This is a genomic window from Enterobacter sp. Bisph1 (genome assembly GCF_000814905.1).
In the GTDB taxonomy this organism is placed as follows: domain Bacteria; phylum Pseudomonadota; class Gammaproteobacteria; order Enterobacterales; family Enterobacteriaceae; genus Kosakonia.
Genome location: NZ_JXAG01000035.1, coordinates 110,933 through 131,709 on the forward strand (window position 1 = coordinate 110,933; position 20,777 = coordinate 131,709).

Genomic DNA, 20,777 nt, shown 5'->3' on the forward strand with positions numbered 1-20,777 from the left:
TTCACCCCATATGAATCTGTTCAGAGTCGACTTTGGTGATCGCCTTCGAGGTGATCACCGTATTGTGCGCATGCATGCGCAGATAATCTTCCGCTTTCATATCCAGCTGTCCGGCGCGCACCTGCTCGGTCTGACGCGTGGTGCGAAACAGGTTATGGCTGAGCTGCGTCACGGTCTGCCAGACGGATTCCGCCCGCTTGCCGACAACGCGTGACAGGGTGACCCAGGCGGAAATTTTGTCGCCGCTGTAGGTCATCTCGCTGATATGGCAATCGCCTTTTGCCGCGCTGACATTAAGGGCTTCGCTGCTGAGAGTTAACGCCCCCTGGCTTGCGATACGTAAATCACCCGGCACGCTCAGCTCCGTGGCATCGTTGTTGCCACGTTCAAGCACCGCCAGCAGCCACATCTGATTATCGACTGCGCTTATCAGCACCGTGTCGCCCGCCTGCGGGGCAATCACGCAGCTCACCGCCCGGCGGCAATGCCAGCCGCGGCCATCGCACTCCACCATCAGGCTGCCGTTGTCAAAACAGTGGGTCACCCGCGCGGAAAAGTGCCCGCCGGGCAGTGCGGTCAGTGCCAGGGGATGGTTAATAGGGGTCATGGGTTTTCTCCGTAGATTTTGCTGTGGCGTTCGGCAGTCCACACCTCCGCCGCCAGTAACTCTTCGTCATATTCAAGAATGCCTTTGCGATCGGCAAAGCGTGCGCCCTCTTGCCGCGCACGGTGAAATCGGCTGCGGGAAAATGTCGCGCCGCGAAAATCCGCTTCGCGTACATCCGCGCCGCTAAAGTCGGCATAGGTCACATCGGCCAGCGTGAAATCAGTCTGTAGCGCACTCACCTGCTGCAGGACGCTTTGAAAAAAGCGGCTCTGCTTAAAGCTCGCCTGGCTTAAGGTTGCGCCGACAAAAATCGCCTGATCGAACAGACTGCCCTGCGCCTGCGCGTTGCTCAGGTCGGCTTGCATAAACAGCGCCTGCGTAGCGTTAACGTTGCGCAGTTTCGCCTGCTTTAATGATGCGCCGGTAAAGTTACACTGCGTAAGTTGCGCGCCGCTAAAATCGACACCGTCGAACTGATTGTCAGTAAACTGGCAACCGGTAAAAGTTTGCTGTGTGTAGTTTTTGCCGCGCTGGTCGCAGTCGAAAAAGACCGTGCGCTCAAATTGACTGCCGCTGAGATCCGCTTCGCGCAGATCAATGCCAAAGTAAGTCGACATCATGTTTCGGCAACCCTTGAGCGTCGCGCCTTCCAGAGGCGTCTCAAAAAAGGTCGAACGCTCAAGGGTTGCGCTGTTAAAACGGCTATTGTGCAGCGGGCTGCGCATAAACTGGGTGTGGTCGCACAGGGAATGGCTGAAATCACTGTCGCTAAGCGCACACTCATTAAACACGCAGCGCAGCAGCGTGGAGCGGCTGAAATCCGCCGCCGTCAGTTCACACTGATTAAATACCGTCTCTTCAAACCGCGCGGTGGTCAGCGTCGATCCGGGGAGCAGACATTCGGTAAAAATGCTCTCTTTCAGGTTGCAGCCCTGCAGATTGGCTCCGCGCAGCGAGACTTCCTGAAAAATAGCCCCCGAGAGGTCACACCCACGCAGATCGTAGCCATCCAGATTGATCTCCATAATGGCCTCGCCGCCTTTTACTTTCCGTTGCAGCTCCGCCGTTGATAAGGTGTTCATATCACTTCTCCGTCCCGCTTCGGCAAGGTTTTCACCCGTTTGGTATATGCGCCCTGCAGCTGTGTCGCGTCATCCGTAAAGGCTTGCGACAGGTCAGCGCGAAACAGATTGACGTAGCTGAGATCCGCCCCTTCGAGGCGGCTTTTTTGCAGCATCGCGCCCATCAGATTGGCTTCGTTAAAGCGCGCACGGCGAAAATCCGTGCGCACAAACAGGCTACCGGTGAGCGTCGCACCGCTAAAATCGGCGGCTTCGCACTGCGCTTCGCTCAGATCGCTGTTATCCAACCGTGCGCGACTGAAAAGAGCGCCACGAAGATTTGCCTGGCGAAGATTGCTGTGCTTAAGGTGCGCACCGGTGAAATTCGCACCGGCAAGGGTGCCGCCGGAAGCGACGGCGCAGGTCAGCAGCGTTGCGCCGGTGAAATTAACCCTTTCCAGCTGACTCTCGACCCATGAGCAGCTCTCGAGCTGCGCGCCGGCAAAGCTGGCGTGCTGTAAATCGCATTGAACAAAGCTGGTTTTACGCATGATCGCGTGGCTGAAATCCGGCTGCGGCAGCGTAAGCTCCATAAACACGCCGTTGTCGAAAGTGGCATGGCAAAAGCGGCACTGGCTGAAACCCGTTTCGCGCAGCAGCAGATTATTCAGGCGCGCATGACTAAAATCGCAGGTATCGAACAGTGCGCCGGTCATCTCCGTTTCGCTAAGCTGCGCACCATGAAAATCCGTCTCTTTGCACTGCGCCAGCGCGAGGCTGGCATTGTTGAGGTTACATTCGCGCAGCGAAGCCTGTTGCAAATCCGTACGCGCCAGCATCGCCTGGCTAAAATTCGCGCCGTCGAGCTGGCAACCGCTTAAGTTGGCGCACTCCAGCAGAGCGTTCTGGAAGTTCGCCCCGCGCAGATCCATGCCGGAGAAATCAGCGCCGGTGAGGTCAAGACCGCTAAAATCCCCGCCCTGCGCCATGGTGCGCTCGGCGCGCTGGCGGATGATAAGCGCGATATCGCCGGTAAGACGGATCGCCGGCGGTTGCTGGGCGGCGGACATCAGATACATTTGATGCAGCGCTTCGCGGCTTTGCGCCAGCTTTTTCTCGCTCATTTGCCCGGCATTGTGCGCCAGCAGTTCGTTCATACGGTGCATCGACTCCGGCCCGCGCGGCCGATTTTCGTCGTTTTCGGCCTGCGGATACCGCGCTTCCATTTCGGCTTTACGCGCCTCGGCTTGCTGCTGCATCTCTTCGGCTTTACGCTCCATCTCTGCAACAAATTCAGCCAGCTCGTCCAGCTTGGGTAGTTTCGGTTCTTCGCTCTCCTGCAGCAGTTCGCTGATATCGCCGCCCTGCGCTTCCAGCCGGGCACGGTGCTGCTCACGCATCAGCGTCGCGCGCGCATTCTGGTTTTCGCGCATCGGGCTGTGGCTTTCCTGCACTTCGCTGTCAATCCACGGACCGATAATCTCTTCCGGCAGCAGATCCTTCTCTCGGAAGGCAAAGAGCGCGCCCTTCTCTTTGTCGAGGCGTTGGGTCAGCACTTTGCGGTAGTGATTAACGGAGCGAGTGGCGCCTATTTTCTCCAGTGCCGGCATCAGATGCAGAACATCGGCGGCGTCATCTTCATTGATGCGCTGATTGCCGTGCCAGATAAGCACCATCTGTTCGAGATGCGGGAAAAACCACACCGTGGTGGCGCGCAGCGTAATCTCTTCAAACAGGATCTCGTCGCCGCGCTGGCGCTGGATAAAACAGCGCGCCTGCCACGGCGGCAGCGTGCCCTCCTGCAAATGGTGCTCTGGATGCATATTCCAGATGCGCCACGGGGCCTGCGGAGGTAAGGCATCTTTCTCTTCCCACCACTGATCGGGGCTGGCGGCGTTGAACACGCGCCAGTCGATATCCGGTGCGAAGCCGGGAAAATCCTGCTGCAGCCAGCGGGCATCGTAGTTTTTACCCATCCGGCGAAAACGGCGCGGCCAGAGCAGATCCAGCGGGCCAAAGCTTGCTGGTTCCGGTTTTTCTCGCAGGGAAAGGATGCGCTGTTGAAGGGGTTCAATATTGGGCAGACGGCGATACTGTGTGCCGTTGTGATTTTCCAGCGTCGCACCAATGCCGTGAGGATTTTCGTCGCAACCTTCGCCGCCCCAGGCGCGGCTCCAGTCAAGGCGCATTTGTTCAAAGGGCTGCGGCGCGGTCGGGCGCGATCCGGCCCAGTAGCGATCGCCGCTCACCGCCAGGGTTTTACTCAGTTCGCCAATTTCAATGCGCACCGCGCAGGCGGTTTTATCCTGCTGATGCCGGGTGTAAGCGTACCCGGTGGCGAGGAACTCAGCCCGCGCCTTCGGCATCGCCATATCCAGTATGCCGCCGCTGGTTTGCAGTTCGCTGGCGGCCAATTGCCATAATTCGGTCTCGGGACGCAGTTTTGGCTGCGCGCTCATATCCAGCAGCGCCATCACCGAAACCCCGAGATGATTTTTCCCCTGCAGACGGAATGGGCGATTCAGCACGCTCAAGCGCAGCGGTTTGATAATCTTCATACAACATCCTTTGGAAGATTAGTAATAGAGTTGGCGTTGAGTAAATATCGGAGTGAACGCCGAAAAATGTTTGAAGACTTTTCAAATAGTGTAAGAAAGCTACGCATATCTGAACGGCCGCCATTGTTAATTGTTAAAATAACGTCTAATTCCTGAAGTTAATAATTTATTCCGAACGAGGGCTGAAAAAAGTTGGGAATAAAAACTTCAATCTTCAAGATGCTGCTGCGTTGATATCCAATAATTGTCTATTTTTGAGGAGAAGTGGTTAAACACAATGACAACAAACATTAAAAAGCAGTCAGCGCTGATAGCCTTTGACCAATGAAAACCACCAAATAATTAAAAAATATATTAAATATTCCACCCATGACAAACTGATATAAACTCATTACCTTCAGAATTGATTATGTTTTTTTTGCACAGTATATAATCGACACTAAAAGCAATTATCCATAGTATCGAATGCAAGTTTTACCTACCGCTAAACATATAATTTATTACGTATATATCTAAGGCTCTGGAATAATAGACCTATCATGAATGGCTATATTTTTTGGTTTATTCGGATCATACTTTATCCCCCACCATTACCTGGTTTGTATTTTTCGATTTATTCCATCGATAAGGCTTGCTCAATAGCAGACTCTATATGTTGACCATCATGTGTTATAAAATGAACGGTAACACGATATATGAGCTTATTCCCACCCCAAGAAGTAGTTTGATGCGCCGCAACAATATCCGCACTCACTGCAATCCCCTTTTTAGCAACCCGTGCTTCTATCCAACCACTCCTAATTGTGGGGATCATATCACCGAAATCGCGCGACCTACTGCGAAAACCCCAATGATCCCAACGTAAGAAGTTCCGATTGATAGCAACATCTCTAACATTCATTTTTCCAGTAAAAGCGTTTTATGAAAAACATTAACCCTGTAATATTGATTTAATATTTCCTAATTACGCTATTTAAAAATTGGATAAATCAGTGATGGCAAGACGCTATATAAGTCAAAAAAGCGAGATAAATTTTTATCATCAACATATCTAATATGTATCTTTTGGCTTAGCTTAAAATGGCTTAAATAAAATTTATCCATTGTATCTTCGCCCTTAACAGCATGTTCATGCCCACAATTATCGAATATTTTCTTCATCACTTTTGGAACTTCATTGCTTCCGCATTCTTTCTTCCAAAGGAGAAAGAATTTTAAGTTTTATTATCTTCGGGTCTTTTTCAGAGTAAATAAGAGGAACTTTAGCACCTTTTTGATATTGCGGTATTTTAACAACATCTATAACTGCACTTCCTTCACTGGTGACAATTTTTTGGTCAGCAGTTGTAAACCTAACTTGTATGACCACATTGATGAATGCGGAATTTTCCCCACTGGAGCTACGAATGTTGACTATTTCCCCTTGGGTTTCATTTGCATCCAGGGGATCTATCCTCACAGGGTTTCCTCCTCGAACAATAGTATATATAAAAAAAACTATTGCGATAAAACTGATAAAAAGAAGGGGGTAAGTTGTAAAATAAGAAATATTCATAGCAATCCTTTTCATATAAACATAAAGGCAGCAGCTGCCTGGACAGACAATTTAAGCGTATCCCACTGACATCCAGCAACTCTATATTTAACTCCATTATCTAAATGAATTTCAACAGGATTATTACTCATCTTTATACCCGTGATGTTAAATGATGCAGGATTGAAGGATACCGATGTTGTTGCTATAGAAGCGCTTAAAAATGATAACGAACTACTTATACCTGTGATACTCTCGCTAAAAGCAGTCACTGAAAAACTGTGCAATTTCGGTTCAAATTTTGCTGCAGGAGCCTGAAGTGTTATAGCTTCAGCGCTGACCAATCTTATTTTATGTGGTGATTCAATTATTATTTCTCCGTCATTGACTTTTTGTGTCCAGCCCCCTCCATTAACTTCTATCGCAACGTTACCATTAATAACCTCAGACCTTCCACCGGACGCAATTGTTGTCATTTGTCCGCTGTCATACTTTTCGGTCAATTTATCCGTAACATGATGCAGTTCCGTACCTTCTATATCCGTTGTTCGCCCGCCCTTGACCTTTACCGTGTCGCCGCCGCTGGTGATATCCAGCGTGCGCCCATTCTTAATGGTCTCTGTCTGACCATTATTAAAAAAGGTGGTTTCCGCATTCTCTACGGTAGTGGTACGTTTCGCCTTATAGTTGAAGGTGGCATCGCCAGTCACATCATCCTTCTGCTCTTTTAAGATAGTGGTGGTACGGTTGCCATCAATATTTACCGTCTTGTCATTTTCCACCGACACTTTCATATCTTTTTCTGAGTGCAGCTCTACGGCTTCACTCCCGGCGCGGTCTTCAAAAAAGAGATAGCTGGCGTTGTCTTTATTGCCATCTTTACTGCGGGTCATAAAGCCCATACGGGTGGAATCGTCCGGTAGCGACCACGGCGGCATACTGGCTTCGTTATAGACGCGTCCGGTGACAATCGGCCTGTCCGGATCGCCATTGATAAAGTCGATCACCACTTCATCGCCAACGCGCGGGATCTGTACGCCGCCAAAACCCTGCCCGGCCCAGGCGCTGGAGACGCGCACCCAGCAGGAGCTGGTATCATCCCCTTTCGCCAGGCGGTCCCAGTGGAATTTGACTTTCACGCGACCGTATTTATCGGTCCAGATGCTTTCCCCCTGCGGGCCGACAACTTTCGCCGTCTGCGGGCCGTAGGTTTTTGGCCATGCCGTTACCAGTGCCGGGCGAAACACCACTGAGGAAGGGATTACGGTGAAATCGATGCGGTGCACCGTTTCACCGTCGCTGCCGCTGGCGTAGCGGTTCTCTTCAAAAAAGTAGTTCACTTCCAGCGTCAGGTATTCGCCGTTATCGCTAAAAAAGGGGGCGTTATAGAGCGCAAAGGTGTGGCCCGGTGCGATCCCCATCGCCGTGGCGGTGCCCTGAATCTGTTGATGTTCAACCTGCCAGCGCTCCTGCCGTATGCGCGCGTAATATTCACCGTGACCGTGCTCGACAAAGCGCCCCGGCCAGTCGTACACATCAATGCTGCCCGGCTGCGGCGAGGCGGGATTCTGCCGCGCCTGGAATAACCAGGCGTTCGGTTTGCGGAAATCGTAATCGTCGAGGCTGTAGATGCCCGGCGTTACGCTGTCCTCCAGCGCCCACTGGCTGATGCCCTCTTCAGAGGTCGAACCGCCGGATGGCGTCTGGTGATAAGGAATGGTTTCATAGCCGCTAAAGGGCTGATTTTCTGTTGCCGCGTCGCCGAGCACCAATACATGGCGGTCGGCCTCGTGACGGAAATGGTAGGCAATCCCCTCAAGCTCCATCAGGCGGCTGATAAAATCAAAGCTCGATTCCTGATATTGCACGCAGTAATCCCACACGCGATAGCTGCCGGTCAGCTTATCTTCCACGTTCACCTGATATTCACCGAGCAGCGTTTTCACGATCTGCGGCACAGTCTGGCCCTGAAAGATACGCAGGTTGCGGTCACGCTTCATCGGCCACAGATCCGGCTCTACCGTCAACTGGTAAGCCGCATAGCGGGTGCCGGAAAGCTCGACGGCACTCACCGCCACGCGGGTCACTTTACCGTTGATGTAACGGGTGGTCACACCCTGCATCGGAATATTAACCGTCACGGATTGCCCCAGCAGCTTGCTGCGGTCTGCGCGCGGGTCGGTGCTGAGTACGGTCAGCGAAAGCGCGAATGATTCAGAAAGCGCTTCGCGCCCGATTAATTTCCAAAAAAGAAAGCCCTCGGTCGGTAAATTGACCGTAATTCTGTTTTGCATAATGAGCGATCCCTGGTAAGCGTTTCACAAAGGTGAATATTAAATGCCATGACGCAGTGCTATTTCGCGCGGTGAAATTTAATACTCTGGATAATGTCCTGATATTGCTTTTGATGATCTTCGCCAAATTCACCCGGACAGGTGCCGACATAGCTGATGATTTTTTTTCCGGCGGCGGGATCTTCGAGCAAAATTAACGTTTGGCGTTGAAAAATAACGTGGTTGTCATTTTTGAACTGATAGAAGAGTTCTACGGCGGGATACCCGTCTACTTCGAGCATTTGCGATGACTCAAGATGGAAGTCGATGAGCGTCATCTCCAGCTCTCGCATTTTATTGGCCGCAACCGCATACACTTTATCATCGGCTTGCGCACTACTGCGGGACACGACAAACGTAAATTCACTGCCACCATAATTGCTGTGTGTTAATAAATTCATAGTTCTGTCTTTTTTAATATAACGAGCGGGACGAGCGTTGTTATTGCAATAAAAAACATTGCGTTGGGCAATGTAAAAAAGACGCGCGCGGGAGAAACCTCCCACGCGCGACCGGGCGTATGCCCGAAGAAACAATAACTATTGTGCTTGCGGATTAATCAGCCAGGTGCCTGGCTGGGCGATAGTGATGGTCTGAGTGCGGCTCTGACCATTGCCCTGCAGGACCAGTTTATAGCGCCCCGGCTGCAGTTTTAGCGAAGCGAAACCATTGGTGGCCGGTGAAACCGACTGGGCTTCGCCATTCAACGTCAGTTTTTCGCCCTCATTCATGCGCACAAAAATCTGCGCAATCGGCTCCTGGGTCACAGGCGCGGTGCTCGCGCTCTGTGCCTGGCTGGTTTGCGACGCCGCAGGTGCTGTGCTGGTATCCTGTACGGTCTGGCGCGGCGCGTCGGAAACTGACGGTGTGTTGGGCTGCTGCACCGGCGTGCTGACGGTTTGCGTCTGCGCATTTTCCGGCGCGGAGCTGCCGCCAAACAACATCGCACCGGCGACCACGCCGACAATGACGCCCGCAGCCACCAGCCCCGGTAATTTGTAGCGTTTAACGCGGCTTAGCACATCGGTTTTTTCCGCCGGCTCTTCAACCGGTACCAGCATGGTCCCCGGCTGTTTGACGCTCATCACGTCGTCAAGCCCGGCAACGGGCATCTCCATCAGCGCGGCAAACTCATCCACCGTTTGCGGACGATCTTCCATTTTCAACGCCAGCGCGCGATCGATCGCCTGCAGCAGCGTAGGGGAATAACCCGGAATACCGCGCTGGGTCAACGGCACATAGGTATCCTGAATGCTGCGCACCACGCTCACCGGCGGCGGTGAGCCGATAATCAGCGTATGCAGCACCGCGCCCAGCGCGTAGATATCGGTCCACGGTCCCTGTTCGCTCTCGTTATCGTCGGTGTATTGTTCAATCGGCGCATAGCCCGGACGCAGCATGGTTTCGGTTTCATCGGATACCGAGCCAATGCTGCGGCGCGCCGAGCCGAAATCGAGCAGAACCGGCAGGCCGTTATCCTGAATCTGGATATTGTCCAGCGAGATATCGCGGTGCAGATAACCTTCATCATGGATGGTTTTAATTGCCCCCAGCAGCATCGGCAGCATGCGGCGGATCCACGCTTCATTAATCAGCATCGGATTCTTTTCACGCAGGCGGGAAAGCGTGGTGCCGCTGTAGAACACCGTGCCCATATAGGCGGTGTCGTTCTGCACCCAGAAGCGCAGCACATGCAGCAGGTTAGGATGGTTAAAGCGCGCCAGCAGACGCGCCTCCTGGATAAAACTGTTCAGCCCGGCGGTAAAAGCTTTACTAAAGCGCTCGCTGCGCAGCACCAGCGTCATATCATCGTTACGCACCGCCAGCGACGACGGCATAAACTCTTTAATAGCGATGGTTCGCTCAAGCTGGTGATCCTTGGCGCGGTAAACGATGCCGAACCCGCCGCCGCCAATCACTTCTAAAATTTCAAACTCATTGAAGCGATATCCCGGCGGCAGCGCATTCGGTACACTCCGGTTGTTATCGTGATCCGTCATAGTGGAAAACTCTCTTGATAATGGCTTTACGCCGCAAACTGACAGTGAAACTCACCCTGCTCACAGGTAACCCGTAAACGCTTATATTGCTCATCGCGCGCGCTGGCGTCGAGTAATAGCTGGCTCATCAGCGGCAGCAGGGTATTAGTAAGGATGGCGTCCACCATACGGCCGCCCGATTCAACTTCCGTGCAGCGGGCGACAATTTGTTCAACTACGCTGTCATCCACTTCCGACACAATACCGTGATTATCCGCCAGACGGCGCTGAATGCGCTTAAGCTGCAGGCGCACAATCATCGCCAGCATTTCGTCGCTCAGCGGATAGTATGGCACCACCAGCAAACGGCCCAGCAGCGCCGGCGGGAATACCTGCAGCAGCGGCGCACGTAGCGCATCGCGCAGGGCGTCCGGTTCCGGCATCAGTTCCGGGTCGGCACACATACCGGTAATCAACTCGGTACCGACGTTGGAGGTAAGAATAATAATGGTGTTACGAAAATCAATATGCCGCCCTTCACCATCTTCCATCCAGCCTTTATCGAACACCTGGAAAAAGATTTCATGCACATCCGGGTGGGCTTTTTCAATCTCATCGAGCAGCACCACGCTGTAGGGACGACGGCGCACCGCTTCCGTTAACACGCCGCCTTCGCCATAACCGACATAGCCCGGAGGCGCACCTTTCAGGGTCGACACCGTGTGGGCTTCCTGGAATTCGCTCATGTTGATGGTGATAACGTTCTGCTCACCGCCGTACAGGGATTCCGCCAGCGCCAGCGCGGTTTCCGTTTTACCCACGCCGGACGGGCCGCAGAGCATAAAGACGCCGACGGGTTTATTCGGATCGTCAAGTCGCGCACGGGAAGTACGCACGCGTTTTGCAATCAGTTCCAGACCGTGACGCTGACCGATCACCCGTTCATTAAGGGTATCAGCCAGTTTCAGTACCGCGTCGATCTCGTTTTTCACCATCCGTCCCAGCGGGATGCCGGTCCAGTCGGAAACCACTGCGGCCACCACATTGGCATCAACGGAGGTAAACAGTAGCGGCGCATCGCCCTGCAGCGCACGCAACTGTGCCTGCTGTTCGGTGAGGGTCGCGCGTAACGCTTCCAGCGAATCTTCCGGGGAAGTATGCAGCTGCGCGCGCAGGGCAATAATCGCATCCACCAGCGCCTGCTCCTGCTCCCAGCGGGCAGTCAGCTCGTCACGCTGCACGGCAAGTTTGTGTAAATCCAGCTCCAGCTTTTCAACACGATCGCTGGCACCCGCCGCCATTTTCGCTTCGCGATTGGCAATCTCGATCTCCACGTCCAGCGCGGCAATGCGATGCAGGCAATCTTCCAGCTGCGGCGGCGGTGAACTTTGGCTGACGGCAACGCGCGCGCAGGCGGTATCGAGCAGCGCGACGGCTTTATCCGGCAGCTGGCGCGCCGGAATATAGCGGTGCGAAAGCTTAACCGCCGCCACCACCGCTTCATCCAGCAGCAGCACGCGGTGATGTTTTTCCAGCGCCGACACGGTACTGCGCAGCATCAGCACCGCTTTCTCTTCGTCTGGCTCAGCTACCTGCACCGTCTGGAAACGGCGGGTCAGGGCCGGATCTTTCTCAATGTACTTTTTGTATTCCGCCCAGGTTGTCGCGCCGATGGTGCGCAGCTGACCGCGCGCCAGCGCCGGTTTCAGCAGGTTGGCGGCATCGCCGGTGCCCTGCTGGCCGCCTGCGCCAATTAAGGTGTGAATTTCGTCGATAAACAAAATGATCGGTGTCGGGCTGGATTGCACTTCGTTAATCAGCGACTGTAAACGCGCTTCGAATTCGCCCTTCATGCCCGCGCCCGCCTGCAGCATGCCGATATCCAGCAGCCACAGCTGGACGTCAACCAGCGGCTCCGGCACATCACCGGCGGCAATACGCAGCGCCAGCCCTTCGACCACCGCAGTTTTACCGACGCCCGCTTCACCGGTGAGTAATGGGTTGTTCTGCCGACGGCGCATCAGAATATCCACCATCTGGCGGATCTCTTCATCGCGACCGACCACCGGATCGATTTTGCCATCCCGCGCGCGCGCCGTCAGATCCTGACCGTATTGCGCTAAGGTGCCCTGCTTACTCGGTACGCTTGCCCCCGCATCATCATTAAGGGCCACCGTCGCCTGTTGACTCTCTTTGCTGTTAGCGAAGATGGTATCGAAACTCTCCAGCAGCGCATCGGCGCTGATACGTTCAAACTGCGGCGAAATGCCTTTTAGCACATTCGCCAGGCTCCAGGTTTTCAGGATCCCGGCCAGCAGATGGCCGCCGCGAATGCGCGTCACGCCATATTTCAGCGAGCCGTAAACCCATGCGCGCTCGACGGCGGTATCGATATGTTCTGACAGGTCAGAAACCGAACTTGCGCCGCGCGGCAGTTTATCCAGCGCCGCGACGATATCCCGCGTCAGGGCCTCTTCATCGAGGGAAAAGTGGCGGATAGCCAGTTGTAAGTCGCCCTCCGTCTGTTGCATCAGCTGATGCAGCCAGTGCACCAGCTCCACATACGGGTTGCCACGCAGCTTACAAAACGCGGTGGCGCTTTCCAGCGAGGTAAATAACAGCGTATCGAGTTTGCCGAACAGAACGGCGCGGCTGATTTCTGACATGAGTTCATCCATTATTCATAATTAGTGTGCAGTCGATCCTTTAAGCCGTCTCGTTGTGCGATACGACACGCAGGATAGGTGCGTACGTCAGACCAGGAAACAAACGTGGAGGTTATCCCTCCGGGCTGAAAACCAAATCGCCTCGCGCTTGTGGCAGCGGCTGATGACCCAGCCAGGCGCTGTAACCGAGGCGACCCGCGCCGCCAAGGGTAGCGCCTGCCACATCTTCGCGGCGTAATATCACTTTGACCTCCCACTGATACTCAATGCCGAGATACTGGCGCACCCAGTCGCGGGTGGCGGAGATATACTTTTCATCAGGCATAAAACGCCGGTAGGTATCGAGGGGCAGCGGGCCGATTTCGATGCGAAACTTATGCGCAACATCGCGCACCGCTTTGCCCAGAAAGGCCGTTTGCCCCAGGCGCGCAGCGTGTCGACCGCCCTGTAAGCGAGCGCGTTCACGCGGGCTTAAGGGCATCCATTGCGGCACGTTTTCAACAATTTTTACCGGCACATTAAAGTAGCTGCGCAGGATCTTCTCCAGCCCCTCCGGATCGCGCCCGTTACGGGTCAGATGTCCGGCGACGGCGAAGCGGGCATGAGGGCTAAGGCTGCCTTTTTCCAGCTGTCCCGGCTGCCCCATTCCCACCAGCGACGCGATGTACTGTTCAAAACGTTTGTTATCAGCGCGATCAAGAGAAACCGTCGGCTGCGCATCGGCCCACGCGCGGTAAAACAGCAGCGCCAGGCGGTGATGAAATACATCGGCGAAGGCGCTAAGGCTGTCATCCTGATGGTGGGAGATGCGCTCGCTGGCATATTCCGTCAGGTGTACCGGCAGCGGACCGTTCGGGCCAAACAGGCCAAAACTGAGGATTGAAACGTCATACAGCGGTGAATTTTCGCGTTTGTGCACCCCGGCAACGGTCGAGGGCGCAAAGCCCAGCGACGGCTTCTGCCCAATGCGCAACGGTTCAAAACGCGGCAGCGGCGCGCGTCCCAACGGGTAACGTTCACCACCGCGCGCATCGACACGCCGCAACAGCGTAAACAGATCGAAGCGCCAGGGCGCGGCCATCACGTTTTGCCAGAAGGTATCCGGCAAGGCGCTGGCGCGGGTGATAACCGGGGCGCTGCCGAGGGTGTCGGTCATATCAGCGCCCTCTTGCCCATCCGCGGCGGCCAGTAACCCACTTCCCCGCGCTGCTGGCTCATCAGGGTAAATTCCGTAAAACTGTTCATCCCCACCAGGCGGGCAAAGACGCGCTCCAGCACGCTGCCGAACAGATAAGGGCTAAAGCCGGAAAACGCCTGCTCATCCACCGTGAGCGTAATACCAATCCCGCGGGCGAAAACAATCGGACCCGGTTCCGGCACGCGACGATGTACCGGCTCCAGTACGCAGTGGCGCACGCCCTCAATCTGGCGCGCCACCGGCGCTTCCGCAAGCCGGGTGTAAAGGCCCAACAGCTGGCGCAGCGCGGCGGCGCCTTCGCCATCTTCGCCGTCCATCAGGCTCAGGTAGTTCATCTGCAGCTGGCTTATTAGCCGCCAGGTGCTTAGCCCCTCCGCCAGCGCCGGACGCGGCGGCGTCGGCCCTTTACGCAGTTTTAAGCTTTTCACCGGCAGCGAATCCGGCAGGACAAACTGCCCCATATCCTGCTGCAGCATCAACGGCAAATCGCGGCTGGTGCACAGCACTTCGGCGGTAATGTAGCGCAACTCTTCGCGCCACGGCGCATGCTGCTCATCCACCAGCGAGGCAAAGACTTCGGAACCGATATAGCCGGTACGAGTGCCGTAGCGTTGAGCATGTTCCGACAGCGCACGCTGTTCGCGACGCAGGGAAAAATAGGCCCCGTAGTTGCCGTCATCCTGGCTCCAGCTGCTCCAGAACGGACGGAAGGTCTGTTCATCGCGCTGACCGTCGATGCTGGCGTGAATTTTCGTCACGCCATAGATTTCGTAATCCAGCGGGCGAATGTTATCGACCACCAGATGGTATTCATGCAGGCTGTCGCTGAGCTTTTGCCGCTCCGCCACTTTCGGAAACAGGTTAATCACCGGCGTGCAGTGCAGCGCCAGGTGACTTTTGTCGACCACCCGCTCGAGCTGTGAATCGGCTTTATCCAGCAGAATAACAATATCAAATGAGGTCGCTTCGCCGCTCTGCGCCAGCATTTTGCCCAAACCATGCAGACTGATAAACTGAAAACGCGCCGGAAACGCAAAGTACTCCTGCAACAGACGGTAGCCATCGAAATTGCGCAGATCGTCCGGCAGCAGCGCCTGATCGGCGCGAAAGCCCTCCTGACGCAGGGCGTCATCCGCCAGCACCAGCGGCGGGGTTTTCTGCCCGTTCGCCTGGCAGACAATGCCTACCTGATGACCCATCAGTAGCTCAAGCAGTTGCAGCGCCTGCATATCCGGGCCGCTTAAGAACAGCTCGAGATGGTCAAAATCCAGATGGCTGAGATTCACCGGGCCGTCACAGCTCAGGCGAATACGCAGCGCACTTTGTGCGCCGCGCTGGCTTAAACCCACCTGCGCTAACGGCAGATCCGCAGGCACGCCGCCTAGCTCAACCAGGCTGATTTTCAGCGGCAGCAGCGTAACGTCATGGGCGGTGGTGTAACTGCAGGTGACACCGTTCTTTTTCATCACCTGGCTGTCCATCATGGTGCCGCGCGGCACCACGAAACCGTTGCTTAAATCCCCTTTCGCGCTGTCGGGCTGCAGCTCGGCAATCGCCATTGACGGCGTGGGCGCAAGGTAATTTGGCGCCACCATCTCCAGCAGGCGCTGGGAGAAGCGCGGAAACTCGGCGTCCATTTTTAACTGCACGCGCGAGGTCAGAAAGGCGAAGCCTTCCATCAGCCGTTCAACATACGGGTCGGCAACGTCCATGCCACGCATGCCAAGACGTCCGGCAACCTTCGGGTAGCGCCCGGCGAACTCCTGGCCCATTTCCCGCAGCCAGGCCAGTTCGCGGTTATAATATTCGAGTAATTTACTGTCCATCGTTACCCCGCGTCTTTCAGCTCAAAGTGTCCGTTTTCCAGATCGACATCGGTGCGAAACAGAAACTCCAGCGGATACGGCACGCACCACAGGCGGCCTTTGATCTCAATTGTCAGGACGTTGTGCAGGTCCAGCGACTGGGTATCGGAGATGCAACGCACCTGCAAGCCTTGCGGCAGAATGCGCGGTTCAAAATGCAAAATCGCGTTGGTCAGTTTGCGCTGGATATCGTGCCATTCAATGTCCGACATCCGTTTGCCCGCCAGCGGCGAGACGCCAAAGTTCACCACCGAGCGCCGCACCTGGTCAAAGCCGCTGAGATCCTGCTGTGCTTCGTTATTAATGGTGTTGAACAGCCACTGCAGATCGCGCAGCACATGGCGGCGCAGCGCGGAGTGGGAAACCAGATTACTGTTTACCGGCTCCTGCACTTTGTCCGGTGCATCATCCGTCAGGCGATCGAGTAGCGAGGGCTGCATTTTATCGCGCGCGCCAACGGTCTCTTTACCGCGCCGCGAGCGCCAGCCGCTGCGCAGCAGGTCGCCCTCATCGTCATGGGCTGTGTTACTCATTCGCCGCGTCCGCGTTGAAATTGACGCTTAACAGATCCAGCAGGGAGTATTCGGCATTGTCATTAAGCCAGACTTTCTGCCCTGCGCCCAGGTAGTGCGGGGCCTCTCCCGGCAGCTGCTGCCATTCGGTGACGCGGCAGAGCTTAAAGCGATCTTCGGCACTGCTGTCCAGCGGGTAGCGCGCCGGGATCTGGCAAACCTGTTCGCTGCCATCCTGTAAACGCACCAGCGTATGTCGCCATACTAAATCGGTGACGCTGGCGGGCGGCTGAAACTGCATGGCTGAAATCGCGCTAAAGGGCAGCCAGAAGTAGCGGCCATTGACTATCGCTTCGCACACCGGGCCAAAACGGCAATCGCCATCCATTAACCAGTCGAAGCGCTGGCTTTCGCCGTTTTGCAGCGTCAATTGGCCCGGATTGGCATCGGCCTGCTCCAGCGCCGCTTCACGATGGGCGGCGGACTGTGTCGTTTCCGGCTCGAGTGCGCTGACCATCGCCGCCAGCCACGGCCATTGCGCATCCGGGGTGACCGGGCGGGCGCGGCCGGCCATCACCTCGGCGCGCTGGCGTTCTCCCTCGATCGCCTGCTGCAGCAGGGTGACCGTCGGTTGTGCCTGCGGCTTTAAGGCCGCCCAGCTTTTCAGCTGCGCCAGCGCGCGTGGCCAGTTGCCATCCAGGCACAAAAGCTGAGCAAACGCGGCGCGTAGATCGGCATCGCCAGGCTGGGTGCGGATACGGCTTTCAAGCTGGGCCAGACTTTCCTGTATTGATTCGCCCGCCAGTTGTTGAAACAAGGTGTTCATAGCCGCTCCTTAATTTACCGTTTTATAGGTTCCAACCGCCGGGTTGCGCAGCTGCGGGCGCAGGGAGTCAATCAGCAACAGATTCAGGCGGGTACCCGGTTCGAACCACGGCGTCCACGCTTTGCGCACCTCTTCAATCCGCGCCTGCAGACGGGTTTCATCACTGGCGACATCGCGGGAGATCTCCACCGCCACGGTGCCGTTGGCCTGCCAGCCATTAAGGCTGTCGACATAGGGCAGGATCATCCAGCTCTGCGCCAGGCTGCCTTCGCTCACCACCATCCGCTCATTGTTAACGGTGGTGATCAGCAGGCGATCGGCGTCAGCGTTGGCGCTCAGGCCGCTAACCGGGAAGCCGTGCACAAAGGTCATGGTGATTTTCTTTTCTGCGCCGTTGCTGATTTGTGTCACATCGCTGCGTCCGTTAAGCCAGCCGCCCTTCTCGCATTTTCCGTCCTCTTTGGCCGGAATAAACAGCGCAGGTGCACTGCTCCCCTGCCAGAAGGTACGCAGATGGCAGCCATCTTGTAGGGTGAACTCCTGCCACGGCGCGCGGCTGGCGGGCGGTGACTGTTCTTCTGCACGACCGCTCGGCGCGACCAGCCCGGTAGTGGCCGGGGTGGATGCGGTGTTGGCAGCCGCAGCGGAAGCGGTCGACGTTACCACCGGCTCCCACTCTTTGGCTTTATCGGCGGTACCTTCGGCAAGGGTCGCGCCCTGCGCATCGGTCATTTTCCAGCGTACCTGCGTCAGGGTGCTGCACTGATGTTCCAGCAGCGCACCGAGGCGCGGTAAAAAGCTATTCAGTACCGAGGGTTTTTTATCCCCGCTGGCGACAATGCGCAACGGCAGCGTTTTCCCACACCAGCTTTTGGGCGTGTTGTCGGCGATATTGTCGATCCAGACATCCAGTTTTTGCGAAGGTGATTGCACGATGCGGTAGTTTTCTGCCTGCGCGCTGCCACATATTGCCAGCAGCACCAAACCCGGTAGCCAAAGTTTCATAAAAGTCCTTGTATGCTGTATCAATCACGAAGAGGAAAAAACTGCGCGGCTTCAGAGAGCGTATGCAAAAGCGTGGTCTCCTGCGGTGTGCCCATCCACACCGCGACGGCGCTATAGTTGTCCTGCTGGGTCTGCGCGCCGGCACCATTTTTCAGCAGGATTTGATTCATTAACGTCAGCCACTCATCGGGGGTATTCACCATATGCAACGACTGCTGCATCTGCTCTTCGCTGACGCCGTGCCAGAAACCGTCGGTGCATAGCAAAAAGGCGTCGCCATCCTCAATCGGCACCACATCGCTGTAGCTCGGTTCACGCTCGTCCTCACCCAGCCCTAAGGCAAAGTAGAGTAAGTTCCCGTTAATGCCGTCGGTCTGGTGCCCGGCGTCTTTCATCTGCTGCACCAGGCTGTGATCGGTGGTGACGTGATAGAGCCAACCGCGACGAAACAGATACAGACGGCTGTCGCCCGCGTGCGCCCAGTAGGCGAGCTGATAATCGCGGTCAATAAACAGGCTCACCATGGTGGTTCCCATACGGTGATAATCCCGCACCGCTTTCTGCTCCTCGCGAATGGCGCGGTTAGCGTCATTCACGTACTGGCGAATGTACTGGGCGTTCAGGTGCTCGTCACCGTCGAACCGGGTAATGATGGCGTTGCGCGCCAGCTTCGCCGCGAGGTCGCCGCCGGGTAAACCGGCGATACCGTCGCAGACCACAAAGCAGGCGGCACGCTCGCCGATGGTTTCCCCGGTCTGATCCTGATTACTGGCACGCTCGCCCTGTCGCGAAATTGAGGCCGTGCTGATATTCATTCTTCCGATCCGCTTTGTGAGTCTTTGTACTGATTAACCTCCATGTCGTAAGCGTGCAGAAACGCTTCGCCAAACAAAGTATGGAAGTCATCGTCAATCTCACCGGCCGTCTGGGCATAACTACGCACGTAGTAATCCCACAGGGCGGCTTTGCGGTTGGAGAGCACGCCGAGACGCGCGGTGGCACCGTCACGCTTGGCGTCATCTTCCAGTTGTTCCGGATTAAACTGCTGCAGCATGGCGGCAATAATGGCGCGAATACCGGAGATCATACCTAACTGGTGCGCCTGTAAATCGATCAGCGCATCGCGCACCGATTTTTTCGGCGGCATAAAGCCCGGCATGCGCGTACCGAACATCTGCATCAGCACGGTTTTACCGGACGGCAGCAGCTTGAACGGGTTGTTGGCATCATCGAGCACCATGGTCATATCCGCTTTCACGCCGCGCTTGAGAATCGAACGCGAAGAGAGCAGCGCCACCGTGCCCTGCGAGAACATACTTAGCATCTGGCCGAACTGACGCATATTCTCTTTATCAAACTGCGGCACCGGCTGCATGTCGCTAAGGCCCATTCCCTCCAGCAGTGCGTCAAGCAGCTCGCCTTTCAGCACGTCGCTGCTCTCGCCGCTGCTGGCAGACGGTGTGCTTTTCGCGCCGTTACTTTGCACCGGATCGATACGCAAACGTCCTTTCGGCGTCTGGGCGACGCTGCGCTGTACCGCCTGCGGTGTCGGTAAGGTAATACCGGCGTAATCCTGCGGCTCTTCTACCGGCAGCGGCGGAATCTCGTCGGCGAACAGCGGCGTACCGCTTAAATCCTCCGCGCGCAGTTCGGTAATAATCGGCTGCGGCGACAAAGGGGGTTCCGGCGTATTGAGATCGGTAATGATCGGTTGCGGCTCGGCAGGTTTTGGAGGAACCAGTTCATCCGCATGGGTCAGCGGTACTGCGCCGCCCATCAGGCCAAGCGGGTCGTCGCTGCGGGTCTGCTGGGTACTGGCGCCGCCGCCAAACAGCGCCAGCGGATCGAGTTCGTCGGTATCCGGTGTTGGCGTTGACTTCACCGGCTCAATCGGTGGAACCAGCGTGGAAGGCGTGACGTCATCAAAAATGCTGTCATTTTTAAACAGCTGTTCGTCATTGAATAACTGATCCGCGGCCAGGGATTTTGGCATCACCAGCGGTTCATTACCGTTGAGCAAGGAGAGCGGATCTTCCGGGTTACGCTCCGGCGCTTTTGGCGCGGCGAACGGATTGATGTTTTGCGCCTCTTGCGGTTTCGCACGGCTGCTGGAGATGCTGTCGGAGATAGAGAACTCCTGCATCAGGCTGTCCCAAATCTCCGTTGGCACCGCTGCAGGCGCACTTTCCGCCGTGTTTTTCGGCGCGGGTTCCGCTGCAGGTTTGACCGCCTGCGGCTGAGCCGGTTTCGGATACATCTCTTCTGCCATACGGCTTATCGGCTGCGTATCCTGAATCAGGTCGGTGACTTCAATACGATAGTCATCAATGCCGAGGATATCCCCGTCCTGCAGTTCAACCTGACGGCCGCGCTCAAGAGGGATATCGTTGAGAACGACGCGGGTCACGTTGCCACGGTTGGTGACGCGGCACTCGCCGTTGCCAGCGATATGAACAATCGCCTGCAAACGCGAAATGGAGCGGTCATTGTCCGGCAGCACCAGATTATTGTCCGTGCCGCGGCCAATGGTGCCGCCCGGGGGATAAAAGTCGCAGCGGCTTTGCGGCGGCTGATGACCGGGTTTACTGGTAATAATAGTGAATCGCATCGCGTATTCCTGCTGGAGTTATGTG

The 20,777-nt window shown here is 55.9% G+C and carries 15 protein-coding genes; all 15 read right to left on the reverse strand.

Features of this window, described 5'->3' with window-relative positions; genetic code table 11:
* Window position 1: 1 nt before the first annotated feature.
* Window positions 2-607, reverse strand: coding sequence for a DUF3540 domain-containing protein (locus RW65_RS09780; protein WP_039056539.1), 606 nt, complete (start codon window positions 605-607; stop codon window positions 2-4).
* Window positions 604-1,689 (reverse strand): pentapeptide repeat-containing protein, encoded by a 1,086-nt coding sequence (locus RW65_RS09785; RefSeq protein WP_039056540.1) that lies wholly within the window; start codon window positions 1,687-1,689, stop codon window positions 604-606. Before RW65_RS09785 ends, RW65_RS09780 begins: the two co-directional genes overlap by 4 nt.
* Complete coding sequence (locus RW65_RS09790; RefSeq protein ID WP_039056541.1) at window positions 1,686-4,226, reverse strand: DUF2169 family type VI secretion system accessory protein; 2,541 nt, start codon at window positions 4,224-4,226, stop codon at window positions 1,686-1,688. Before RW65_RS09790 ends, RW65_RS09785 begins: the two co-directional genes overlap by 4 nt.
* 1,174 nt (window positions 4,227-5,400) lie before the next feature.
* A complete protein-coding gene (locus tag RW65_RS09800) occupies window positions 5,401-5,781 on the reverse strand; it encodes a DUF3592 domain-containing protein (protein ID WP_197058881.1) in 381 nt (126 codons plus the stop codon).
* An 11-nt stretch (window positions 5,782-5,792) separates the two neighbouring features.
* Window positions 5,793-8,054 carry a type VI secretion system Vgr family protein gene (locus RW65_RS09805; RefSeq protein ID WP_082022430.1) on the reverse strand — a complete coding sequence of 754 codons (2,262 nt, stop codon included), beginning with the start codon at window positions 8,052-8,054 and terminating at the stop codon, window positions 5,793-5,795.
* A gap of 59 nt (window positions 8,055-8,113) precedes the next feature.
* Entirely contained in the window at window positions 8,114-8,494 is a 381-nt protein-coding gene (locus RW65_RS09810; protein WP_039056543.1) for a DcrB-related protein, read from the reverse strand.
* Window positions 8,495-8,632: 138 nt separating this feature from the next.
* On the reverse strand, window positions 8,633-10,093 hold the full coding sequence (locus RW65_RS09815) for a serine/threonine protein kinase (protein WP_039056544.1): 1,461 nt from the start codon (window positions 10,091-10,093) through the stop codon (window positions 8,633-8,635).
* A gap of 26 nt (window positions 10,094-10,119) precedes the next feature.
* Entirely contained in the window at window positions 10,120-12,738 is a 2,619-nt protein-coding gene (gene tssH, locus RW65_RS09820) for a type VI secretion system ATPase TssH (protein WP_039056714.1), read from the reverse strand.
* 112 nt (window positions 12,739-12,850) lie between these two features.
* Window positions 12,851-13,894: a type VI secretion system baseplate subunit TssG gene (gene tssG / locus RW65_RS09825; RefSeq protein WP_039056545.1), complete on the reverse strand. Its 1,044-nt coding sequence runs from the start codon at window positions 13,892-13,894 to the stop codon at window positions 12,851-12,853.
* A complete protein-coding gene (tssF, locus tag RW65_RS09830; protein ID WP_039056546.1) occupies window positions 13,891-15,762 on the reverse strand; it encodes a type VI secretion system baseplate subunit TssF in 1,872 nt (623 codons plus the stop codon). Before tssF ends, tssG begins: the two co-directional genes overlap by 4 nt.
* A 2-nt stretch (window positions 15,763-15,764) precedes the next feature.
* The gene (gene tssE / locus RW65_RS09835) at window positions 15,765-16,334 is read right to left on the reverse strand and encodes a type VI secretion system baseplate subunit TssE (protein ID WP_039056548.1); all 570 of its coding nucleotides are present in this window, start codon (window positions 16,332-16,334) and stop codon (window positions 15,765-15,767) included.
* Entirely contained in the window at window positions 16,327-17,139 is an 813-nt protein-coding gene (locus tag RW65_RS09840) for a type VI secretion system accessory protein TagJ (protein WP_039056549.1), read from the reverse strand. The genes tssE and RW65_RS09840 overlap by 8 nt, the downstream gene beginning before the upstream one ends.
* Window positions 17,140-17,148: 9 nt before the next feature.
* On the reverse strand, window positions 17,149-18,144 hold the full coding sequence (locus RW65_RS09845) for a hypothetical protein (RefSeq protein WP_039056550.1): 996 nt from the start codon (window positions 18,142-18,144) through the stop codon (window positions 17,149-17,151).
* 20 nt (window positions 18,145-18,164) lie between these two features.
* Window positions 18,165-18,959 carry a PP2C family protein-serine/threonine phosphatase gene (locus RW65_RS09850; protein WP_039056551.1) on the reverse strand — a complete coding sequence of 265 codons (795 nt, stop codon included), beginning with the start codon at window positions 18,957-18,959 and terminating at the stop codon, window positions 18,165-18,167.
* Window positions 18,956-20,752 carry a type VI secretion system-associated FHA domain protein TagH gene (tagH, locus tag RW65_RS09855; RefSeq protein WP_039056552.1) on the reverse strand — a complete coding sequence of 599 codons (1,797 nt, stop codon included), beginning with the start codon at window positions 20,750-20,752 and terminating at the stop codon, window positions 18,956-18,958. The genes RW65_RS09850 and tagH overlap by 4 nt, the downstream gene beginning before the upstream one ends.
* Window positions 20,753-20,777 lie beyond the last annotated feature (25 nt).

Excerpts from the sequence above, each read along its gene's own strand:
- RW65_RS09780 (WP_039056539.1), bottom strand. The coding sequence starts at position 607 with ATGACCCCTATTAACCATCCCCTGGCACTGACCGCACTGCCCGGCGGG.
- RW65_RS09785 (WP_039056540.1), bottom strand. The coding sequence starts at position 1,689 with ATGAACACCTTATCAACGGCGGAGCTGCAACGGAAAGTAAAAGGCGGC.
- RW65_RS09790 (WP_039056541.1), bottom strand. The coding sequence starts at position 4,226 with ATGAAGATTATCAAACCGCTGCGCTTGAGCGTGCTGAATCGCCCATTC.
- RW65_RS09800 (WP_197058881.1), bottom strand. The coding sequence starts at position 5,781 with ATGAATATTTCTTATTTTACAACTTACCCCCTTCTTTTTATCAGTTTT.
- RW65_RS09805 (WP_082022430.1), bottom strand. The coding sequence starts at position 8,054 with ATGCAAAACAGAATTACGGTCAATTTACCGACCGAGGGCTTTCTTTTT.
- RW65_RS09810 (WP_039056543.1), bottom strand. The coding sequence starts at position 8,494 with ATGAATTTATTAACACACAGCAATTATGGTGGCAGTGAATTTACGTTT.
- RW65_RS09815 (WP_039056544.1), bottom strand. The coding sequence starts at position 10,093 with ATGACGGATCACGATAACAACCGGAGTGTACCGAATGCGCTGCCGCCG.
- tssH (WP_039056714.1), bottom strand. The coding sequence starts at position 12,738 with ATGTCAGAAATCAGCCGCGCCGTTCTGTTCGGCAAACTCGATACGCTG.
- tssG (WP_039056545.1), bottom strand. The coding sequence starts at position 13,894 with ATGACCGACACCCTCGGCAGCGCCCCGGTTATCACCCGCGCCAGCGCC.
- tssF (WP_039056546.1), bottom strand. The coding sequence starts at position 15,762 with ATGGACAGTAAATTACTCGAATATTATAACCGCGAACTGGCCTGGCTG.
- tssE (WP_039056548.1), bottom strand. The coding sequence starts at position 16,334 with ATGAGTAACACAGCCCATGACGATGAGGGCGACCTGCTGCGCAGCGGC.
- RW65_RS09840 (WP_039056549.1), bottom strand. The coding sequence starts at position 17,139 with ATGAACACCTTGTTTCAACAACTGGCGGGCGAATCAATACAGGAAAGT.
- RW65_RS09845 (WP_039056550.1), bottom strand. The coding sequence starts at position 18,144 with ATGAAACTTTGGCTACCGGGTTTGGTGCTGCTGGCAATATGTGGCAGC.
- RW65_RS09850 (WP_039056551.1), bottom strand. The coding sequence starts at position 18,959 with ATGAATATCAGCACGGCCTCAATTTCGCGACAGGGCGAGCGTGCCAGT.
- tagH (WP_039056552.1), bottom strand. The coding sequence starts at position 20,752 with ATGCGATTCACTATTATTACCAGTAAACCCGGTCATCAGCCGCCGCAA.